The organism is Bizionia sediminis, from assembly GCF_042684585.1.
GTDB lineage: Bacteria > Bacteroidota > Bacteroidia > Flavobacteriales > Flavobacteriaceae > Algorimicrobium > Algorimicrobium sediminis.
Window position 1 is genome coordinate 727,532 of the sequence record NZ_JBHULS010000001.1, and the last position, 19,214, is coordinate 746,745.

The 19,214-nt window shown below is 36.6% G+C and carries 18 protein-coding genes; 6 read left to right on the forward strand and 12 right to left on the reverse strand.

The annotated features are described in order from the left end of the window. Nucleotides 1-166: 166 nt before the first annotated feature. Nucleotides 167-1,660, reverse strand: coding sequence for a YfcC family protein (locus tag ACFSQP_RS03230; protein WP_376891725.1), 1,494 nt, complete (start codon nt 1,658-1,660; stop codon nt 167-169). Nucleotides 1,661-1,727: 67 nt separating this feature from the next. On the opposite strand from ACFSQP_RS03230, the gene ACFSQP_RS03235 reads away from it, so the two are divergent. After that, nucleotides 1,728-2,393 carry a uracil-DNA glycosylase gene (locus ACFSQP_RS03235; protein WP_376891726.1) on the forward strand — a complete coding sequence of 222 codons (666 nt, stop codon included), beginning with the start codon at nt 1,728-1,730 and terminating at the stop codon, nt 2,391-2,393. Between the two features lie 31 nt (nt 2,394-2,424). Here the strand turns inward: ACFSQP_RS03235 and ACFSQP_RS03240 are convergent, their stop codons facing one another. The 5 genes from ACFSQP_RS03240 to ACFSQP_RS03260 form a co-directional block, all read right to left on the reverse strand. Beyond that, nucleotides 2,425-2,610, reverse strand: coding sequence for a hypothetical protein (locus ACFSQP_RS03240; protein ID WP_376891727.1), 186 nt, complete (start codon nt 2,608-2,610; stop codon nt 2,425-2,427). A gap of 188 nt (nt 2,611-2,798) precedes the next feature. Beyond that, nucleotides 2,799-3,653 carry a substrate-binding domain-containing protein gene (locus tag ACFSQP_RS03245; RefSeq protein ID WP_376891728.1) on the reverse strand — a complete coding sequence of 285 codons (855 nt, stop codon included), beginning with the start codon at nt 3,651-3,653 and terminating at the stop codon, nt 2,799-2,801. Further along, the gene (locus ACFSQP_RS03250; RefSeq protein WP_376891729.1) at nt 3,650-4,522 is read right to left on the reverse strand and encodes a nucleoside phosphorylase; all 873 of its coding nucleotides are present in this window, start codon (nt 4,520-4,522) and stop codon (nt 3,650-3,652) included. The genes ACFSQP_RS03245 and ACFSQP_RS03250 overlap by 4 nt, the downstream gene beginning before the upstream one ends. A 267-nt stretch (nt 4,523-4,789) precedes the next feature. After that, nucleotides 4,790-5,119 (reverse strand): translation initiation factor, encoded by a 330-nt coding sequence (locus ACFSQP_RS03255; protein WP_376891730.1) that lies wholly within the window; start codon nt 5,117-5,119, stop codon nt 4,790-4,792. Between the two features lies 1 nt (nt 5,120). Further along, the gene (locus ACFSQP_RS03260) at nt 5,121-6,071 is read right to left on the reverse strand and encodes an isopenicillin N synthase family dioxygenase (RefSeq protein WP_376891732.1); all 951 of its coding nucleotides are present in this window, start codon (nt 6,069-6,071) and stop codon (nt 5,121-5,123) included. A 126-nt stretch (nt 6,072-6,197) separates the two neighbouring features. Here ACFSQP_RS03260 and ACFSQP_RS03265 point away from each other — a divergent pair, with 126 nt between their 5' ends. Further along, nucleotides 6,198-8,204 (forward strand): alpha-ketoacid dehydrogenase subunit alpha/beta, encoded by a 2,007-nt coding sequence (locus tag ACFSQP_RS03265; protein ID WP_376891733.1) that lies wholly within the window; start codon nt 6,198-6,200, stop codon nt 8,202-8,204. Between the two features lie 82 nt (nt 8,205-8,286). Here ACFSQP_RS03265 and ACFSQP_RS03270 read toward each other — a convergent pair whose 3' ends face one another. Continuing rightward, a complete protein-coding gene (locus tag ACFSQP_RS03270; protein ID WP_376891735.1) occupies nt 8,287-9,636 on the reverse strand; it encodes a dipeptidase in 1,350 nt (449 codons plus the stop codon). 348 nt (nt 9,637-9,984) lie between these two features. On the opposite strand from ACFSQP_RS03270, the gene ACFSQP_RS03275 reads away from it, so the two are divergent. Further along, complete coding sequence (locus ACFSQP_RS03275; protein ID WP_376891737.1) at nt 9,985-10,668, forward strand: hypothetical protein; 684 nt, start codon at nt 9,985-9,987, stop codon at nt 10,666-10,668. A gap of 2 nt (nt 10,669-10,670) precedes the next feature. Here the strand turns inward: ACFSQP_RS03275 and ACFSQP_RS03280 are convergent, their stop codons facing one another. Further along, complete coding sequence (locus ACFSQP_RS03280; protein ID WP_376891738.1) at nt 10,671-11,252, reverse strand: pseudouridine synthase; 582 nt, start codon at nt 11,250-11,252, stop codon at nt 10,671-10,673. A 137-nt stretch (nt 11,253-11,389) separates the two neighbouring features. Here ACFSQP_RS03280 and ACFSQP_RS03285 point away from each other — a divergent pair, with 137 nt between their 5' ends. Further along, entirely contained in the window at nt 11,390-12,946 is a 1,557-nt protein-coding gene (locus tag ACFSQP_RS03285; RefSeq protein WP_376891739.1) for a DEAD/DEAH box helicase, read from the forward strand. A 12-nt stretch (nt 12,947-12,958) separates the two neighbouring features. Here the strand turns inward: ACFSQP_RS03285 and ACFSQP_RS03290 are convergent, their stop codons facing one another. Genes ACFSQP_RS03290 through ACFSQP_RS03300 form a run of 3 tightly spaced genes read right to left on the reverse strand, consistent with a single transcriptional unit; the run spans nt 12,959 to nt 15,330 of the window. Then, nucleotides 12,959-13,774 carry a DUF1853 family protein gene (locus tag ACFSQP_RS03290; protein ID WP_376891741.1) on the reverse strand — a complete coding sequence of 272 codons (816 nt, stop codon included), beginning with the start codon at nt 13,772-13,774 and terminating at the stop codon, nt 12,959-12,961. Between the two features lie 15 nt (nt 13,775-13,789). Next, complete coding sequence (locus ACFSQP_RS03295; RefSeq protein WP_376891743.1) at nt 13,790-15,046, reverse strand: mechanosensitive ion channel family protein; 1,257 nt, start codon at nt 15,044-15,046, stop codon at nt 13,790-13,792. Next, complete coding sequence (locus tag ACFSQP_RS03300) at nt 15,046-15,330, reverse strand: DUF3817 domain-containing protein (RefSeq protein ID WP_376891744.1); 285 nt, start codon at nt 15,328-15,330, stop codon at nt 15,046-15,048. Before ACFSQP_RS03300 ends, ACFSQP_RS03295 begins: the two co-directional genes overlap by 1 nt. Before the next feature lie 208 nt (nt 15,331-15,538). Here ACFSQP_RS03300 and ACFSQP_RS03305 point away from each other — a divergent pair, with 208 nt between their 5' ends. Continuing rightward, the gene (locus tag ACFSQP_RS03305; RefSeq protein ID WP_376891745.1) at nt 15,539-16,888 is read left to right on the forward strand and encodes a T9SS type A sorting domain-containing protein; all 1,350 of its coding nucleotides are present in this window, start codon (nt 15,539-15,541) and stop codon (nt 16,886-16,888) included. Nucleotides 16,889-17,101: 213 nt separating this feature from the next. Continuing rightward, nucleotides 17,102-18,322: a class I SAM-dependent rRNA methyltransferase gene (locus ACFSQP_RS03310; RefSeq protein WP_376891747.1), complete on the forward strand. Its 1,221-nt coding sequence runs from the start codon at nt 17,102-17,104 to the stop codon at nt 18,320-18,322. Here the strand turns inward: ACFSQP_RS03310 and rlmF are convergent. Next, a complete protein-coding gene (rlmF, locus tag ACFSQP_RS03315; RefSeq protein ID WP_376891748.1) occupies nt 18,319-19,173 on the reverse strand; it encodes a 23S rRNA (adenine(1618)-N(6))-methyltransferase RlmF in 855 nt (284 codons plus the stop codon). The genes ACFSQP_RS03310 and rlmF overlap by 4 nt on opposite strands. Nucleotides 19,174-19,214: the final 41 nt, after the last annotated feature.

Consider the following 19,214-nt stretch of genomic DNA (forward strand, 5'->3'; position numbering starts at 1 on the left):
ACGGATAATGTTTTAAAACCTCACGTACTTAAACAGCCTGTTTGGTTTATTCCAAACAGATTTCAGAGGGCATTACTGGATTAAACAGTGTTGGTTACGCTAATAACCTGATGGTGTTTTTTGTATGAACCCTAACACCTTCAGATTAAAAATGGGTGTTTTCCTTCTAATAAAAAGCTTGAATGGTAATAATAATCATGGTAAAAATGGTGAGTATTAACAATAATGGAAGTACAAATTTTAACCATTTATTATAACCAATTTTTACAATGGCTAGTGATGCTAAAATTAAACCTGTAGGATTTATAAAAGCAAATAAACCCATACCATACTGGTAACAGTTAACAATAACTTCTCTGCCAAAACCAACCGTATCTGCCAAAGGCGACATGATAGGCATGGTTAAAACCGCCATTCCTGAAGAACTTGGAATAAAGAATGATAAACCGCTATAAATAAACAGCATCGCATTTGCAAATACACCTTTGTTCATGCCTTCTGTAACAGTACTAGCATGGTAGAGCATGGTGTCGCTAATAAGGCCATCGTTCATTAAAACAGACACACCGCGGGCAATACCAATAATAAGCGCCACACCCAGTAAATCGGCTGCACCTTTAATAAAGGTTTCCACGAAAGTAGTTTCTTGAATCTTGCCTATAATACCAATTAAAATAGCACCAACAAAAAAGACCGTAGTCATTTCAACAAACCACCATTCTAATTGCGAAACGCCGTAAATCATAACCACAAAACAGGCAGAAAAAACAAGAAGGATTAGCCGCAAACGGGTACTTAAGGCCAAAATATTTTTAGTTTTTGTTCCGAAATGCGCTTCAATTTCGGTTTTTTGATGGTAAATAATAGATTTTGAAGGATCCTTCTTTACTTTTTGTGCATACACTAAAATGTAAATAATACAAATAGCAACGCCAATTACAAGCGCAACTACGCGCCCTGTAAGCCCTGTAGTCCAATTTATTCCAGCAGCATCGGAAGCAATTATAGTGCTAAACGGGTTTACGGTGGAAAACATGGTTCCAATGGAAGAGCCTAAATATATAGCTGCAAGCGGTACCATGGCGTCGTATTTAGCAGCTAAAAACATGGGAATTAAAATAGGGTAGAAGGCTATCGTTTCTTCGGCTAAACCAAAAGTAGTACCACCTAATGCTACCAGTGCTGTAACCAAAATAATTAAAACATACTCATGGCCTTTTAGGGCTTTGGCCAGCCAAGAAATTCCAGCATCAAAGGCACCGGTATAATTCATAATACCAATTAATCCACCTATTATTAGCACCAGAAAAATAATATCAGCTGCTTCAATAATACCTTTTATGGGAGCCTTAAAAAAAGCAACTAAATTTTGAGGCTTTGCACTAACAACTTGATAGGTATTGGGTATCGATATGGGTTTCCAGATATCGCCGTTAGTAAATTTTTCTAAAGGTATTTTAATAGCTAAAGCTTCTAGGGTTTCTTGAGTGGCTGGTAGTTTCGACTCTGTTTCTAAATGTGTTTTAGTAAAACTATTGTCAATTTTATTATAGGTTAAAGTGTCGTATTTTCCCGCGGGTACAAACCAGGTTAGTAAGGCCACCAATGCGGCAATAATTAATAAAATGGTTTGAGCTGTAGGGAATTTTATTTTTTTCAAGACGTATATAATTTTGTGGCCTTAAAGATAATATTAATTTAGTGTGTTGGTAAAAAAGATTTCACAAATGGACATAAAAATAAATAACAGTTGGCAGCCTTTTTTTGCTGAACAGAAAAAGGCTTCTTATTTTAAAGAATTGGAAACCTTTATTAATCGCGAATATGCTAATAATACCTGTTACCCTCAAAAAAATGAAATTTTTAAAGCTTTTGAAACAACGGGTTTAACCAATATTCGTGTGGTTATTATTGGGCAAGATCCTTATCATGGACCTAATCAAGCTAATGGTTTATGTTTTAGCGTACATGAACAGATAGCGCATCCACCTTCCTTGCGAAACATTTTTAAAGAATTAGAAATGGACTTAAAAAAACCTTATCCACAAAGCGGGGATTTAATAGCATGGGCAAAGCAGGGTGTTTTTTTACTAAATACTATATTAAGTGTTAGGGCCCATGAGCCCGGAAGTCATAAAAACGCCGGTTGGGAGATTTTAACAGATGCCGCCATTAAAATAATTAATAGGAAACAAACACCCGTTGTTTTTTTACTTTGGGGTGGATTTGCAAAAAAGAAAGCAAAACTTATTACCAATCCCATACATACTATTTTAACCAGTGGCCATCCGTCGCCCTTAAGCGCTAATCGTGGTTTTTGGTTTGGAAATAAACATTTTAGTGAAACAAATAGGGTGCTAAAAAATAATAACCAACTACCTATAAAATGGTAATTGGTTATTATCCTAAACAACGTGTATCCGCTTAACTGCCAGTTGGCGCCAACTCTGTTGGATTCTCCACTGGTTTACGCCTGTTCTGGATTTGGGCGGAAAACGCTTCCTTTTTTATTTTGCTGGGATGTTTGCTTATTTTATTACAACTATAGGTAAGCAACAAAAAATTAATACCCACCAAAATAACCAAGGAAATTGTGATGGTTAAAAGCATGAAAAAGGGTTTTAGTTTAATTGATACCCTCAATATAAGAGAATTATTTTAAAATTTAAAGAAATTTTAACAAAAACTCATTAAAGCCCCACTTTAGCCCAAGTATAACTAACCTGTCCTTACTTAATAATTTATTAAACGTGCTTCAGTAGGCTAGGCGACTAACTTATTACCGTCTTATTTATTTTTTAAAACAGGTGTACCAAGGCATTGTAGGGTACGGTTTTAGGTATAATATCTAGAGCTAGTAATTGTTGCTGTATATCGTAAATTGTGGCCTCTGAAGGCTGCTTGTCGGACCACTCTGTTAAAGATAACCATTCTTGAACATCTGCCAATTGTTGGTTATAACGTGCTGCTATTAGCTTGTCTATATCGGGAATGCTTTTAAACTGTTTGGTAGCTTTGTTTATAGTGTTTATGATGTTTTGAAGTTCGGGTTTATTTTGGCTAATAAAATTAGTTCTAGCAGCAATAACAAAGCAAGGCCATGGCGTAGGACATTTTCCTAAACGCCTAAAAACACCTGTATCTACCAAGGGTTTTGTCATAAATTTTTCCCACATAAAATAATCTGCAGTCCCATTATTTAGGGCTGTAACAGCACCTTCCAAGGTATCTACAACGGTAAATTTTAAATCATTTTTTAAATCCCACCCATTATTTTTCGCATGGATATATGTCATGAGGTGCGATCCTGATCCGTATCTGCTAATAGCGGCTTTTTTGCCTTTTAAGTCTGAAATGGCTTGAAATTGCGATTTTGCCGCCACATGAATACCCCAAATTAAAGGTGTTTTCACAAAGGTTTGAATAATCTTGGTAGGGTTTCCGGCTATTACATCTTTAATAATGCCCTCGGTTAAAATAACAGCCATATCAATATGACCGTCCCGAAGCGCCTCACACATTGCACCGGTTCCATCGGGGTAGTCGTGCCAACGTAGGTTTATCTGGTCTTTTTTGTAAAGACCTTCCTTTAGGGTTAAATACCAAGCTAGATTAAAATGTTCGGGAACACCACCAATGTTTATGGTTTTCATAAGGTAATCACTTTCTGTAAGGTGTATTGAATGAGGTTTTCAATTGCGGCATGTGGATTTTTACTAAAAGTACCATTGGCACGATTGGCTATAATAGCGTTTAGTGAAAGTGCGTGATGTCCTAGTAGTTTTGATAATCCATAAATAGCAGATGTTTCCATTTCCAAATTAGTTATGCGCATGCCTTTAAAATTAAAAGTATCCATTTTATGGTTTAATTCTGGATTTTGCACCGGTAAGCGTAAAACTCTGCCTTGTGGACCGTAAAAACCAATAGCCGTTCCTGTTATACCAATAAAGGTTTGTGCAGAGGCAAAATGCTTTTCTAGAAAAGAGCTATTGCTAATAATAAGTGGATCCGCTTTTCTTGAGTACCACTGGGTATGTGACTTAAAAGCGTCTTCTATTTCGGGGTGTGTAAATTGGTCTATTTGATAAAAGTGAAGTAAGCCTGTTAAGTCTAATCCATGCGAACCCATTACAAAACTATCTACTGGTATATCTGCTTGTAAAGAGCCAGATGTACCAACACGGATAATATTCAAAGCTGTTTGTACTGGTTTTGCTTTTCTGGTTTCTAAATCGATATTTACCAAAGCGTCCAACTCATTCATAACAATATCAATATTATCTGGACCAATACCTGTGGATATTACAGTTAGCCTTTTACCCTTATAGGTACCTGTTTGGGTTTTAAACTCACGTTTTTGTGTTTTAAATTCAATGGTGTCAAAATGCTTGGTAATTTTCTCAACACGACCCTGATCGCCAACAAAAAGGATGGTATTGGCAATGTTTTCTGGTTTTAAATTTAAATGATAAACACTACCATCTGGATTTAATATTAATTCAGATTCTTTAATATTCATGTGCTTGTGTATTTGGTTTTTTTTCAAAATATTGGTTTACCATTAAAATGGTTGTTGCCTAAAATTACTGTTATGTGTTATGCTACGACGCAGAAATTAGGGGTAAAGAACTCGCTAAAATGGTATCGTCCTATGGCTATTTGGATGCTACCAATTTAAACTGAATAGGCACTAAAAATTTCGGTTAAACAAAACTGAAAGTTACTAAAGTAAATAGTATTTACAAACCTTTTGATGGTTTTATTGGGCTGTGCCATGCCTTAAAAGTTAGCCACCTACGCGTTTCACTAAAAATCCTTTTTCTTTTAAAATGGTCATAATTTTATCTCTGTAATCACCCTGAATTATAATGGTATCGTCCTTAAAGCTACCACCTACACTTAATGTGGTTTTTAGTTCTTTGGCCAAAGCCTTAAAATCTTCTGTAGCACCTGTATAACCAGCTATAATTGTTATAGGTTTGCCCTTTCGTTTTTCGTATTTGCACAAGAGTGGGTCGTCCTGAATCCACAGGTCGTTCTGGGTGTTGTTTTCCGGTTCTGGTGTTTCTGAAACATGATCTGGAAACAAGTTTTTTAATTGGTCTTTTAAATCCATTCTATTTTTTTATTAAACCCAACTCTACAAGTCGCTCATTTAAAAACGCACCTGCTGTAATAGGTTCAAATTGTTTTGGGTTGTCTGCATCTACACAACTTTCCAGTACATCCAGTTTCATATCGCTAACCGGATGCATAAAAAATGGAATAGAGTATCTGGAGGTTCCCCAGAGTTCTCTTGGCGGATTTATAACGCGGTGTATGGTAGATTTTAATTTATTATTGGTATGTCTGGAAAGCATATCGCCAACATTAATCATTAATTCATCTGGCTCGGCAATAGCATCTAGCCATTCGCCTTCATGATTTTGAACCTGTAAACCTCTCCCTTGGGCACCCATTAATAATGTAATTAAATTAATATCGCCATGTGCAGCTGCTCGAACCGCATTTTTTGGTTCTTCTAAAATAGGGGGGTAATGAATAGGACGTAAAATACTGTTGCCGTTCTGTATGTAATTGTCAAAATAGGTTTCTTCTAAATTTAAATGCAGCGCCAGCGCACGGAGCACATATTTGGCAGTTTTTTCTAGCATTTTATAGGCTTCTTTACCAACTTTATTAAATTCGGGTAATTCTTCAACAATAACATTCTGTGGATACTCGGCTTCTAATTTTGGATTGTTTTCCACATATTGCCCAAAGTGCCAAAACTCTTTTAAGTCGCCTTCTTTTTTTCCTTTTGCACTTTCTTTTCCAAACGAAATATAACCACGTTGGCCACCAATACCTTCAATTTCATATTTGCGTTTTGTTTCTAGAGGTAGTGCAAAGAAATTTTTCACCTCTGCATATAATTTATCTACCAACAAATCATCCAGAAAATGACCTTTTAAGGCTACAAATCCAATGTCTTCGTAAGCTTTGCCTATGGCATCCACAAATTGTTGTTTACGTTCTGGATTGCCGGATGTAAAATCGTTTAAATTAACGCTTGGTATGGTTTTCATGATGGTTATTTTTTATACGTACATAGACTACAAATGTACAAAAACATTACAAAGTTTGAATGACTATTTATTGAAGGATTGTTATTTGGAATTATCAATTTATAGTATATTTGACAAACATTAATTATGAGCCATACAGCAACATCAATGAGCACTATAAAATACAATAAATCGGGTTTGGATACCAACACCTTACTTCATCTTTACGAACGCATGCTAAAGCCACGTTTAATTGAAGAAAAAATGCTAATCCTGTTACGACAGGGCAAAGTTTCCAAATGGTTTGCCGGAATAGGGCAGGAAGCCATTTCGGTAGGGGTAACAATGGCCCTAAAGCCCGAAGAATACATTTTACCCATGCACCGAAATTTAGGTGTATTTACCACTCGAGACATTCCACTGCACCGTCTATTTAGTCAATGGCAAGGAAAAGCTAACGGGTTTACAAAAGGACGCGATAGGTCGTTTCATTTTGGAACGCAAGACTACAATATTGTGGGCATGATTTCTCATTTAGGCCCACAATTAGGGGTTGCCGATGGTATTGCTTTAGCTAGTAAGCTTAAAAACTTAAACCAAGTAACAGCCGTTTTTACCGGCGAGGGAGGCACAAGTGAAGGCGATTTTCATGAGGCTTTAAACGTTGCCTCGGTTTGGCAGTTACCGGTTTTATTTTGCATTGAAAACAATGGCTATGGGCTATCTACCCCAACTAGCGAACAGTACAATTGCGAACATTTAGCAGAACGTGGTATTGGTTATGGTATGGAATCGCATATTATAGATGGTAACAATATTATTGAAGTGTATACCAGAATGCGCGATTTAGCCGCCGATGTTCGCAAAAATCCACGTCCTGTTTTAATTGAGTTTAAAACTTTTAGAATGCGCGGACACGAAGAAGCGAGCGGTACCAAATATGTGCCGCAAGATTTAATGGATGCCTGGGCTAAAAAGGATCCGTTAGAAAACTTTCAAGCATTTTTAAGGGACGAAAACATCCTAACCGAAACAGCCGAAGTGGCCATGAAAGAGGCCATTGTGCACGAAATTAATGCCCATCTGCAAATGGCTTTCGATGAAAGTCCTATTCAACCAAGTGAAACGGAAGAATTAGCAGACGTTTACAAAGCTTTTACCTATAACGAGCACAAACCCGGTGAAAAGACCCAAGAGTTACGTTTTATTGATGCGATTTCCGAAGGTTTAAAACAATCTATGGAGCGCCACGACGATTTGGTTATTATGGGACAAGATGTTGCAGAATACGGTGGCGTTTTTAAAATAACCGATGGTTTTGTAGAACTTTTTGGTAAAGAACGTGTTAGAAACACACCAATTTGCGAATCGGCTATAGTGGAGGCTGCTATGGGGCTTTCTATAGCTGGTATGAAAGCGGTTATGGAAATGCAATTTGCAGATTTTGCTACGTCTGGCTTTAATCCGATAGTTAACTATTTAGCGAAATCTCATTACCGATGGAATCAAGAGGCTAACGTGGTAATTAGAATGCCTTGTGGTGCCGGTGTTGCTGCCGGACCGTTTCATTCGCAAACTAATGAGGCCTGGTTTACCAAAACACCAGGTTTAAAAGTGGTATACCCTGCTTTTCCTTACGATGCAAAAGGCTTGTTAGCTACCGCTATAAACGATCCTAACCCTGTGTTGTATTTTGAACATAAAGCGCTTTACCGTAGCATCCGTCAGGATGTTCCTACAGATTACTTTACAATTCCGTTTGGTAAAGCAGCGCGTTTACGCGAAGGAACAGATGTTACCATTATAGCTTATGGTGCCGCTGTACATTGGGCTTTGGAAACCTTAGACAAGAACCCAGATATTAAAGCCGATTTAATAGACCTGCGTAGTTTACAACCACTAGATACCGAGGCCATTTTTGATTCGGTTAGAAAAACAGGACGTGCCATAATTGTACAAGAAGATTCCTTGTTTGGTGGTATTGCATCAGATATTTCTGCGCTTATAATGGAAACCTGTTTTGAATATCTAGACGCACCAGTAACACGCGTGGCCAGTATGGAAACACCTATTCCGTTTATAAACCAACTGGAAGCGCAATATTTAGGAAAAGGCAAGTTTGAAGATGCGCTGAAAACATTGTTGGCCTACTAATTAAAGCAACAAACTAGATAAATAAAAACAGCATTTTCAAGACTTTTTGAAAATGCTGTTTTTTTGTTGTTAAAAATAGGTTTTAGCTATTGGCGGCATCTTGTATATTTTTGGCTACCTTTTCAACAGCATCTAAAACGCGCAAAAGGTTACCGCTCCACAGTTTACCTATATCTTCAGCCGTGTAACCGCGTTTAACCAATTCTAGCGTCACATTAAATGTTTCTGAAGCGTCGCGCCAACCGTCTATGCCACCACCACCATCAAAATCGCTACTAATACCAACATGATTAATACCTATTTTGTTCACCATATAGTCAATATGGTCTACTAAATCCGATACATTAACCGCAGGGGGAAAATCTTGTTTTTTGGTAGCTTTTTCTTCGGCCAAACGTATTACATCGTTATAATAATTGTAAAACTGTTTTCTTTCGTCTTTGCTTAATGCCATTACCGCCTCCCGCGATGTATGCCACTGCACGCCCAAAGAGTCGGCAACTTCTTGTTGTAAAGCTTTCATGGCTTCTTTGCGTTTATTAGTTTTTTCGGTATGCAAATAAGCATCAAAAGCAACCGTTTGTACCACACCATTGTTGGTTTTTATCCATTGTAATTGCTCATCATCTAAATTGCGACTGTGGTTACATAAAGCTCTTGCCGAAGAATGCGAGGCTATAATGGGTGCTTTGGTAAGCGCTATAATTTGGCGCATCGCCTCTTTGGAAGGGTGCGAAACATCAATCATCATACCCAATCGGTTCATTTCAATAATAACGTCTTTGCCAAATGCACTTAAACCATTGTGCAACCAAAGGCTGTCCTTCTCTCCTGTATGGCTGTCGGATAACTGACTATGGCCATTATGGGCAAGCGACATGTAGCGACCTCCTAAATTATAAAACTTACCCACATTACTTATATTTAGGCCTACAGGGTAGCCATTTTCAATACCAATCATAGCCACTTTTTTACCAGAGGCATGTATGCGCCTAACATCGTTGGAATTTACGGCAAGTTCTATGGCGTTAGGCGCAATGTCTGTAACTAGCCGGTGAATGGCGTTAAATTTGCCCATAGCCGTTTCGTAGGCTTTGGTATATCCGGCTTCGTTTAAAGAATCTTGCCCGGTATAAACACTAAACCATGCCACATCCAAACCGCCAGTTTTCATTTTTGGCAGCGTAACTTGCGATTTTAAATTTTGCGTATAATTAATAGAATCCGTGAAGTTTTTAACGCTAAAATCGATGTGCGTATCCATAATTATCACACTGTCATGAATTTTTTGTGCGAGCGCAATTAGGTCTTTATTTGGTGGAATAACAGAAGCCACTGCGGGATCGGTATTTTTTGTAGGTATTGGTTCAGATTTATTTTTACAACTTATTGTAAGTAGGAGGCAAATAATAAATAGGGTTTTATTAGCCATATTTTCAGGATTTAAGTATGCGTCTTGAAAGTTACAAAAAAGTGAGAAATTTAACAGTTACTTACTAACATACTTCCTAAATATGCGGCAATTTGCACACTTTTATCGGTAAAGGGGGTTTAAAAAATATATAAGGCCTAATCCGTATCGTCCGAAACGGTTTTTTTGAATGTGAAAAAGGGTTTATTACCGCATATAATTACACCCTATGACGCTTTAATAATTTTCATAAAAAACGCCTAAGTGTTCAAAATTATATCTGAATTCTGCTATATTTATACCAAATTAATTTTGGGTACGATTTTTGGAATAGGCTTATAAAAAAACACCCTAACAGTTTTTATGACCATGATACGGTATACTTTATTTACTGCATTTGTTTTTTTGTGCTTTGCAGAAAGTGCGGCACAAATAGACAGTAATTCCGGTTTATCAACTTCAATTCCTGCTGTAAAAAGCGAATCTGATGCCAGTGGTTTAGAATTTAAACCGAATGAAAATAGTGGTTTACTGCAACCTAATGCCAATACCTTTAACGGGCTTTCAGTGCCTAAAACCACCCCATTGCCATCTACCAATAGGCCATTTTCTATGTTTGGAGAAGAATTTGGCAATCCAGGCGAGCGTTACGAAAAACAGGTTAATAAACATTTGAAATATGCTGAAAACGACCCTAGAAATACGCAAAGTGGTAGTACCACAACACAATATTTAGGCGATTTTATTACCAAAGCGGAACGGGTAAATATTCGGTACAGAGACCACATGTATCCTGATGGCGACAAAGTTCGTGTATTTGTAAACGACCAAGTTGTGCAACCAAATGTTTTGCTACATTCGTCGTTTTCTGGATTTTATTTGCCGTTGGAAAAGGGATTTAATAAAATAGATTTTCAAGCCTTGAATCAAGGCGAATCCGGACCTAACACGGCCGAACTTCAAATTTTAGATGAGTCTGGAAATATTATTGCGGCCAGTCAATGGAATTTAGCCACAGGCGTAAAAGCCACCCTTATTGTGGTAAAAGATTAGCTTTATTGAATAGTCTGTAAAGGTGCCACGGCGCCCATTTGTAAATTACCTAATGTAATAGTTCCTATTCTTACACGCACCAAGCGAAGCGTTGGAAATCCAACAGCGGCAGTCATTTTTCTAATTTGTCTAAATTTACCTTCTGTAAGCGTTATGGACAGCCAGGAAGTAGGGCCATGCCTTGAGTCTCTTATCTTTTTACCGCGCCGCGGAAAATCTGGTGCCTGTAATAAAACAGCCGCTTTGCATGATTTTGTCAGATATTTTTTTCCGTTTATAGTAATGTTTACGCCGTTTTGTAAGGTTTCTAGTGCTTGGTTTGTAATAAGGCCGTCTACTTGTACGTAATATTCTTTTTCAATACCTGTGCTGGTAATATAGGTGCTGGTGGCACCAGAGGTTGTTAATAACAATAAACCTTCCGATGTTTCATCTAAACGCCCAATAGCCATTGTGCCACTGGGAAAATCGTATAATTCGCCCAGCAAACGTTTATGGCGTTTTTGTTTACCGTTTATAACAAACTGACTAATAAATCCGTATGGTTTAAAAAGTTTATAGTGTTTGTCGGCTTTTTTGGTCATAATTGGTATGGAGCTTCGTAAAAGTGACGGTAAAATTAGCCTTTAATTTCTTTGAGAAAGAAAACAGTAAACAATTATTTTAAAAAAATTCTTGATAAACCTTGAAAAGAACGTATTTTTGCACATTGAAAAAATCTATGAGCACGCGTATTTCACTATCAGAATTAGAAGACAGAAAAGAGGGTAAAAACCTGTATAGCTATCAAAAAGGCGCCATAAATAAAATTTTTAAAAGTTTTGAAGAGGCTCCGGATGATTACCATTTGCTGTACCAATTGCCTACGGGTGGTGGTAAAACAGTAATTTTTTCCGAAATTGTAAGACAGTATTTAAAACACCACAAAAAGAAGGTGCTTGTCATGACGCACCGCATCGAGTTGTGCCGTCAAACATCCGGTATGCTAACCGAGTTTGGTGTTGAAAATAAAGTGGTAAACAGTAAAGCCAACCTGGACGACCAGGCGCAATATAGCTGTTTTGTGGCCATGGTTGAAACCCTTAACAACCGTTTAAACGAAGATAAATTAGATATTTCGGATATTGGGTTGGTTATTATAGACGAGGCTCACTACAACTCGTTTACCAAGCTATTTAAGTTTTTTGAAAAATCCTTTATTTTGGGTGTTACGGCAACCCCGTTAAGTTCAAACATAAAATTACCGATGAAGGATAATTATGATGAACTTATTGTAGGTGAAAGTATTGAATCGTTAATCTCTAATGAGTTTTTGGCAAAAGCCGAGGTGTATTCCTATAATGTAGGTTTAACATCGTTGGTGGTAGGAGCAAACGGCGATTATACCGTAAAGTCTTCCGAAGATTTATACACTAATAACGACATGCTTACAAAGCTATTGCAAGCGTATGAAGAGCGTTGTAAGGGTAAAAAAACACTTATTTTTAATAATGGTATAAACACCTCGCTACATGTGTACGATACGTTTAGAATGGCAGGTTACCCCGTTGCACATTTAGATAATACCAACACCAAAAAAGAGCGAAAAAAAATATTAAAGTGGTTTAAAGAAACCCCAGATGCTATTTTAACCTCGGTAAGTATTCTTACCACAGGTTTCGATGAGCCTTCGGTAGAAGCTATTATTTTAAACAGAGCCACTAAATCCTTAACCTTGTATTACCAAATGATTGGTAGAGGGTCGCGTATTTATAAGGATAAAAAGAAATTTATTGTTCTGGATTTAGGTAACAACTTACACCGTTTTGGGCCTTGGGGAGCCGATTTGGATTGGCATCGCATTTTCAGATCGCCTAACTTCTATTTAGATGGTATACTGGGCGATGAAGAAATTGAAGAAAACTTTAGGTATGAAATGCCGCAACATTTGCGCGACCTATTTGCAGCATCCGAAGATGTGTATTTCGATATCAAAAAAACATACATTGCAGCAGTTAGAGCAGGGGAATCCTCTAAAGTGGTACTAGAACGTTCCATAGAACACCATGCAAAAATTTGTGTGGAAAATTCGGAAGATTTATACGATGCTTTAGATTTGGCCAAACAATTGGGCGACGATATAGATTACCGCATTCAACGCTATACCAAATGTATTAGTAAAAGTACGTTTAATTTTGTGGAATGGCTTAAAGACGATTATCGTAAAAAATTACGAGCTTATTTAAGATCTAATTTCGACGAGGTGTTTTTGGAAATTCACGGTAAACCAGCCGAGTAATAACCAAAAACATTACCACCAAACAATAAACACTTTTATAAGAGGCTTGTTAGCTTGCTTAATCCAACAGCAAGCAGCATATTGATTGTTTTTTATGTTTTGTAAACGTCGTTGTATGCCAGTAAAAGACTCCCAAACTACCTGATGGTGTGGGAATATTAGCCAATCTGCTTTACTCGGAAAATAAAACAAACTGTTTTTGAACTGCAGGACTTCGGCAATCGAAATATAATAACCAACCACACAAGCTTGGTTAACAGTGGTTAACTTGATATTTATGTTTAGAGGTACAAATAATTGGGCTTTAAAGCATACAGCTTGTTGGCATTGGGCGGCATTTAGCCCTAAATGTTCCAAATAGGGTTGGGTTTCTGGCCGGTAAAGTAGTGGAAACTGTTTGTTTTTTAACTTGTTTAATTTTTCAGTTAAAAGGTCTTTTCTATTTGGCCCAATTAAATGGTCTATTTCCGAACTTCCAACCGTTGGGTCGTATACATAAAATTTATAGACAATTTCCAGATGAATGGGCACCAAATTATAGGTAAGTATGGCATCCAATTCGCCTATGGTTTCTTTGTTTTGCTGAATTTGAATAGTTTCGGCTAGAATTTTAAGGCCTTTTTGTTGTTCCAGATTGTTTAAAACAAATTGTTCTACGCGTTTCCCTAATCGTAAATTGGGTGGTAATATTCTTTTAAAAGTAGTTTTGGTTAAATTTTTAGCAAAATCAAACTGCTGAATATTAAAAACCGATTTGTTGTGCCATAAGTTAGGTGTGTTTACATATCCAAAGTATTGGTCCTGTATGCTGTTTTTTTCGCTGTGCATTAAAAACAAGGCATATTAGTCGGTATTTAAAATTTCGGTTGTAAACGTGGTGGGAATTTCAAATAATTCTAACTTAAAATAAGGGACAGCTGCCAGAGCGTGATCAAAAATATCGGACATAATATATTCATAATTAGCCCAGCGTTTATCGCTACTAAAAGCATAAATTTCTAGAGGAATACCTTGTGGAGTTGGCGCTAATTGTCGCACCATAATTGTCATATCTTTATTTATGGCCGAATGATTTTCAATATAGGATTGAATATACTTCCTAAAAACACCTAAATTGGTTAAATTTCGACCGTTAATTAGGGTAGATTTATCGATATTATTATTGGTATTATACGTATTAATGTCTTGCTGTCTGCTTTCTAAATAGGCGGTAATAAGTTGAATGTTTTTTAATTCAGAAATATGGGCTTCTGTTAAATATTGCACACTTTTCGCTTTTAGTAATATAGCACGTTTTATGCGTCGACCTCCCGAAGATTCCATACCGCGCCAATTTTTAAACGAATCGGAAATAAGGGCATATGTTGGGATGTGTGTAATGGTTTTATCGAAATTTTGTACCTGAACGGTGGATAAGTTTATTTCTATAACATCGCCATCCGCGCCATATTTATCCATGGTTATCCAATCGCCAATCCGAACAGAATCGTTTATAGCTACTTGAATACTGGCCACGAATCCTAAAATGGTATCTTTAAAAATTAAGAGTAAAACGGCAGAAGCTGCACCTAATGTTGTAAAAAATTCGATGAAAGATAAATTAATAACAACAGCAAATATAGAGGCAGCACCAATAACCCATATAAAAAGCATGGCTACTTGTATGTAGCTATCTATTGGTTTATCTTTTAATCTGGGTAAGGTTTTGAAGTACGATTCGAAAGTCTTTAAAATGCTTCTAATAATCCATACCGTTAATAAAACACCGTAAACACGAATTAAAATGATTATGTTCTCTTCTAATTCCGGATAATGATAAAAAACAAAAGGAAATAATTGCAGGGTAATTAAAAGCGGAACAATGTGTGCTATATTTCTGGGCGCCTTATGGTCCACCAACAAATCGTCGAAATTAGTTTTAGACCGAGATGCAAATTTGCTAAAAATATTAAGTAAAAATTTTCTGGTTATGTAATCTGAAATTACAATAATAATTAGCAACCCCAGCATTAAAGCAAAGGTGTTTAGTAACTTGGCTGCATTCTCCGAAAAACCAGCGTTTAGCGCATAATCGTATATAAAACTTTGTATTTGTTGCATTACAGTTGTGGGCGTTTTAGGTATTTATATTCTACATAAAATGTTCCAAAAGGTATAATTGAAGCGATTAATACTTTAAATAAATCCGAATTGTTCCAGTGCATACGTTTGCTAATTATAAGCGCAAAAATAACGTAGGCCATAAATAAAACGCCATGAGGCATGCCTAGCATTTTTACATATTGTGGGTCGTCAGACAGATATTTTATGGGTGTTGCAATAAATAATAATAATACATACGAAACACCTTCTAAAAATGCAATAAGCCTAAACAATTGTAACATAACGAATAAAATTTAAAAATGGATTACAAAAATACAATACAGGTAGTAAAGACTTTAAGCATTTAACACTATTTTTTCTGTCAATTTCACCGATAAACTGCACAACACAGTAGCTTACCGAATTTTACATTGCGGATAACGATTTTAATAGGCTCATACACAATAAGCTAATAAATTTGCCTCAATATTGCTCTAAACCTATTTTATTTTGATTACACTTTTACCTAAAAATCTACAGCTTAACGTCTTGTTAATTCTTGCATTGTTTGCAACTTCCAACACTATTTTTTCTCAAAATACAACCAATATAATCGATCCAAATTTTGAGCAAGCGCTTATAGATTTGGGCATTGATACCAACGGATTTAACGGTACTATTTTAAATACAGATGCCGCTATGGTAACGGCTTTAAACGTATTCGAGAAAAACATATCTAGTCTTGAAGGTATTGAAGCGTTCGAAAATTTAACCTATTTATCGGCTTACAACAATAACATAGCAACCTTAAATTTGTCTGCTAATTTACAATTGGAAATTGTAGATGTGGAATCAAATAATTTACAAACTCTTAATATTTCGCAAAATGCCAACATAAAGGAGTTATACGTGGCAAATAACCAATTAGAAGTTTTGGAAATTGGCCACCTAGTAGGTTTGGAATTACTGTCATGCAGTTTAAATAATTTAACGCAACTTAATGTTTCTCAAAATACCAATTTAGAAGTACTTTGGTGTTATAATAATGCCCTGTCAACTTTGGATGTTACCAATAACCAACTTTTACAAACGTTGGCCTGTGGCGACAATTATTTGGATAATTTAAACGTGTCGCAAAACCACAGCTTGCATACGCTTATGGCACCTAATAACAACTTAAATGCTATTGCGTTTAATAACCATTCGGTAATTTCTTATTTGGATATTAGTGGCAACCGTTTTTCTGAATTGGATTTAAGTGAAAATAACTCGCTAGTGCGTTTATTCATTGAAAACAACCAGATTTCAAATTTAGATTTGTTCCATGCGCCTAATTTAATGTTGCTTTTTGCAAGTGGAAACCAATTAGAAAATTTAGATGTATCCTTAAATACGGCTTTGCGGTTTGTAAGATTAGCCAATAACAATCTGCAAACATTGGACATCCGAAATAATAGCAATCAAACTATTTCAATGTTTTCTACCTTGGGTAATACCAATTTATCTTGCATTATGGTAGACAATGTAGATGCCGATTATTTATTAAATTGGACAATAGACGCCAATTCAAATTTTGTTCAAAGTTCCACCGCTTGCAACGCCTTGAGCCTTAATCCGTCAGAGGAAAATAAGACTAATTTGGTTGTTTATCCAAACCCGGCAAGCAACGTTATTAACATTAAAAATTTGGAAGCTAATGCCCGTATAGCCTTGTTTAATGCCAACGGACAGCTAATTAAAAATAACACGACCCTAATGGGTAGCACGCAAATAATGGTATCCGATTTAGCTTCTGGTTTATACATCCTTCAAATTAAAACAGTAACTGGCACGCAAAGCCAAAAAATTATTATCAAATAATTGGGACACTATTTGAGCAAAACCCAACCAATATCATCACGGTTTTAAAACGATTGTGGTAAACAAATGTGGTAATTTAAGACGCTCCACATTCTGGTTTTCTTATTTAAAATGCAAGCAAAACCCTTTTGGTTTTACGAAATTGTAATTAAAAATGTTTCGGAGGTTTAAAGCTGCCTTGCATTTTCTATTTTTGCTGAAATTAAGAAGCACATGCCCGATATAAAATTACCGCATATTCCGGAGCCATCAACCCGTTTAGCCGTTAAATTAAATGCTAATGCAGAACGTTCTGTGGTACAAGGACACCCGTGGGTTTTTGAAAATAGTATTGAGAAGCTAAATAAAAAAGGCGAAATGGGGCAGGTGGCTGTAATTTTTAGAAAACGGGATAATGCTTTTATAGGCGTTGGCTTATTCGACCCTAGTTCGCCTATTCGCATAAAAATATTACATAGCGGATTGCCCAAAATTATAAATGCCACTTTTTTTGAAACCGCTATTAATGACGCCTTTAAAAAAAGAGCTACCTTATTAAAAACCAATACCACAAGTTACCGCTTATTGTTTGGTGAAAATGATGGCTTTCCTGGTCTTATTGCAGACGTTTACAGTTCTGTATTGGTTGTAAAATTGTATTCCGAAATTTGGCTACCTTATTTACCCACAATTGTTAAAAATCTAATTCAGGTATCTGGCGTAAGCACTGTTGTGTTACGATTAAGCAGACACCTGCAACAAACTACTAAACGCGTAACAGATGGCTCTGTTATATATGGATCTTTAGCGCAAGAAGTGGTTCCGTTTACAGAACACGGCGTTCAATTTTCTGCTAATGTTATAAAAGGTCATAAAACCGGCTACTTTCTAGATCACCGTCATAATAGGCAACGCGTGGGTGCTTTAAGTCGCGGAAAAACGGTTTTAGACGTTTTCTCGTATGCTGGTGGTTTTTCTGTTCATGCGTTAGCAAATCAAGCCACATCTGTTACCAGTTTGGACATAAGTAAACAGGCGTTAAATGTAGCCGTGGCAAATGGTAAACTAAATGCGTATACCGGTAAGCATTATACCATAGCTGGCGATGCTTTTACAGAAATGAAGCAACTTATTCAGGCAGGAAAAACCTACGATATCGTGGTTATAGATCCGCCTAGCTTTGCAAAACAGCAATCGGAAATAGCACTGGCTAAAAAAAAATACCGACAATTAGCGCTTTTGGGCATGCAGCTTACGGCTTTCAAAGGTATTCTGGTGTTGGCTTCGTGTTCATCCAGAATTTTAGCAGAAGCTTTTTTCGCAATTAACCACAATGCCTTGAGTGGTACCAAACGTCCTTTTAAAGTTATTTTAAAAACAGGCCATGATGTAGACCACCCAATCGGCTTTGCAGAGGGTGCTTATTTAAAATGTGGTTATTATCAATTGGATTAAGTTGTAAACCTCCAAGCTAAAATGCGCGTTATTTTTTGGCCTTGTTCCATGTTTATTATACGGTGCTCGGCTTTCAATTTTTCTAACTGTTTTATTAACTTCGGTAGGTGGGCTGCTTTAGACACTAACGTTGTAAACCAGCCTACTTGATTACTAAATTGAACACTTTCCTTAATCATGCGCTTAATAAACAAGGCTTCGCCACCATTGCACCAAAGTTCGTGTGCCTGACCACCAAAGTTTAAACGAGGTGCTGCTTGTAAATTCAAATTTTTAAGCTTCCTATTAGTGCCTTTTAAAGCAGCCTCCGGGGAGCTATGAAACGGCGGGTTGCACATGGTAAAGTCTAGATAATTATCTGGCTCAATAATATTCTTGAAAATAAATCCGGGATAATTTTGCAATCGGATGGTTACAAGTTTTGAAACATTTGGAGTTAAAAGGCAGTTATGTTCGGCAAGTTGTACCGATTTTTCATTTGTATCCACACCAAGCATTTGCCAACCAAATAGTTGCGCGCCCAAAATAGAATAAATTGCATTTGCGCCAACACCAATATCTAGGCCTTTCACCATATTAAATTTTGGAGTAATTAAGTCTTTTAAATGCCATAAATAATCGGCTCTACTAGGAACAGGTGGACATAAATATCCTACAGGTAACTGATAGTCTACCAAACCATAATGCGCCATTAGTAAGGCTTTGTTAAGCTCGAAAACGGCTTCTGGTAGCGCAAAATTTACAGATTCTTTATGATATTCGTTTGTAAAAACATAAGGTTTTAAAGCCGGATTGGCGGCCGTTAATTTGCTAAAATTATACGGTTTATTGTGTATGTTTTTAACGTGCATGGTGTTTAAATTAAAGGAGGTAACAAATATATACTTTCTGT

Coding starts and splice junctions, on each gene's coding strand:
- ACFSQP_RS03235 (WP_376891726.1), top strand. CDS start 1,728: ATGGACATAAAAATAAATAACAGTTGGCAGCCTTTTTTTGCTGAACAG.
- ACFSQP_RS03240 (WP_376891727.1), bottom strand. CDS start 2,610: ATGCTTTTAACCATCACAATTTCCTTGGTTATTTTGGTGGGTATTAAT.
- ACFSQP_RS03245 (WP_376891728.1), bottom strand. CDS start 3,653: ATGAAAACCATAAACATTGGTGGTGTTCCCGAACATTTTAATCTAGCT.
- ACFSQP_RS03250 (WP_376891729.1), bottom strand. CDS start 4,522: ATGAATATTAAAGAATCTGAATTAATATTAAATCCAGATGGTAGTGTT.
- ACFSQP_RS03255 (WP_376891730.1), bottom strand. CDS start 5,119: ATGGATTTAAAAGACCAATTAAAAAACTTGTTTCCAGATCATGTTTCA.
- ACFSQP_RS03260 (WP_376891732.1), bottom strand. CDS start 6,071: ATGAAAACCATACCAAGCGTTAATTTAAACGATTTTACATCCGGCAAT.
- ACFSQP_RS03265 (WP_376891733.1), top strand. CDS start 6,198: ATGAGCCATACAGCAACATCAATGAGCACTATAAAATACAATAAATCG.
- ACFSQP_RS03270 (WP_376891735.1), bottom strand. CDS start 9,636: ATGGCTAATAAAACCCTATTTATTATTTGCCTCCTACTTACAATAAGT.
- ACFSQP_RS03275 (WP_376891737.1), top strand. CDS start 9,985: ATGATACGGTATACTTTATTTACTGCATTTGTTTTTTTGTGCTTTGCA.
- ACFSQP_RS03280 (WP_376891738.1), bottom strand. CDS start 11,252: ATGACCAAAAAAGCCGACAAACACTATAAACTTTTTAAACCATACGGA.
- ACFSQP_RS03285 (WP_376891739.1), top strand. CDS start 11,390: ATGAGCACGCGTATTTCACTATCAGAATTAGAAGACAGAAAAGAGGGT.
- ACFSQP_RS03290 (WP_376891741.1), bottom strand. CDS start 13,774: ATGCACAGCGAAAAAAACAGCATACAGGACCAATACTTTGGATATGTA.
- ACFSQP_RS03295 (WP_376891743.1), bottom strand. CDS start 15,046: ATGCAACAAATACAAAGTTTTATATACGATTATGCGCTAAACGCTGGT.
- ACFSQP_RS03300 (WP_376891744.1), bottom strand. CDS start 15,330: ATGTTACAATTGTTTAGGCTTATTGCATTTTTAGAAGGTGTTTCGTAT.
- ACFSQP_RS03310 (WP_376891747.1), top strand. CDS start 17,102: ATGCCCGATATAAAATTACCGCATATTCCGGAGCCATCAACCCGTTTA.
- rlmF (WP_376891748.1), bottom strand. CDS start 19,173: ATGCACGTTAAAAACATACACAATAAACCGTATAATTTTAGCAAATTA.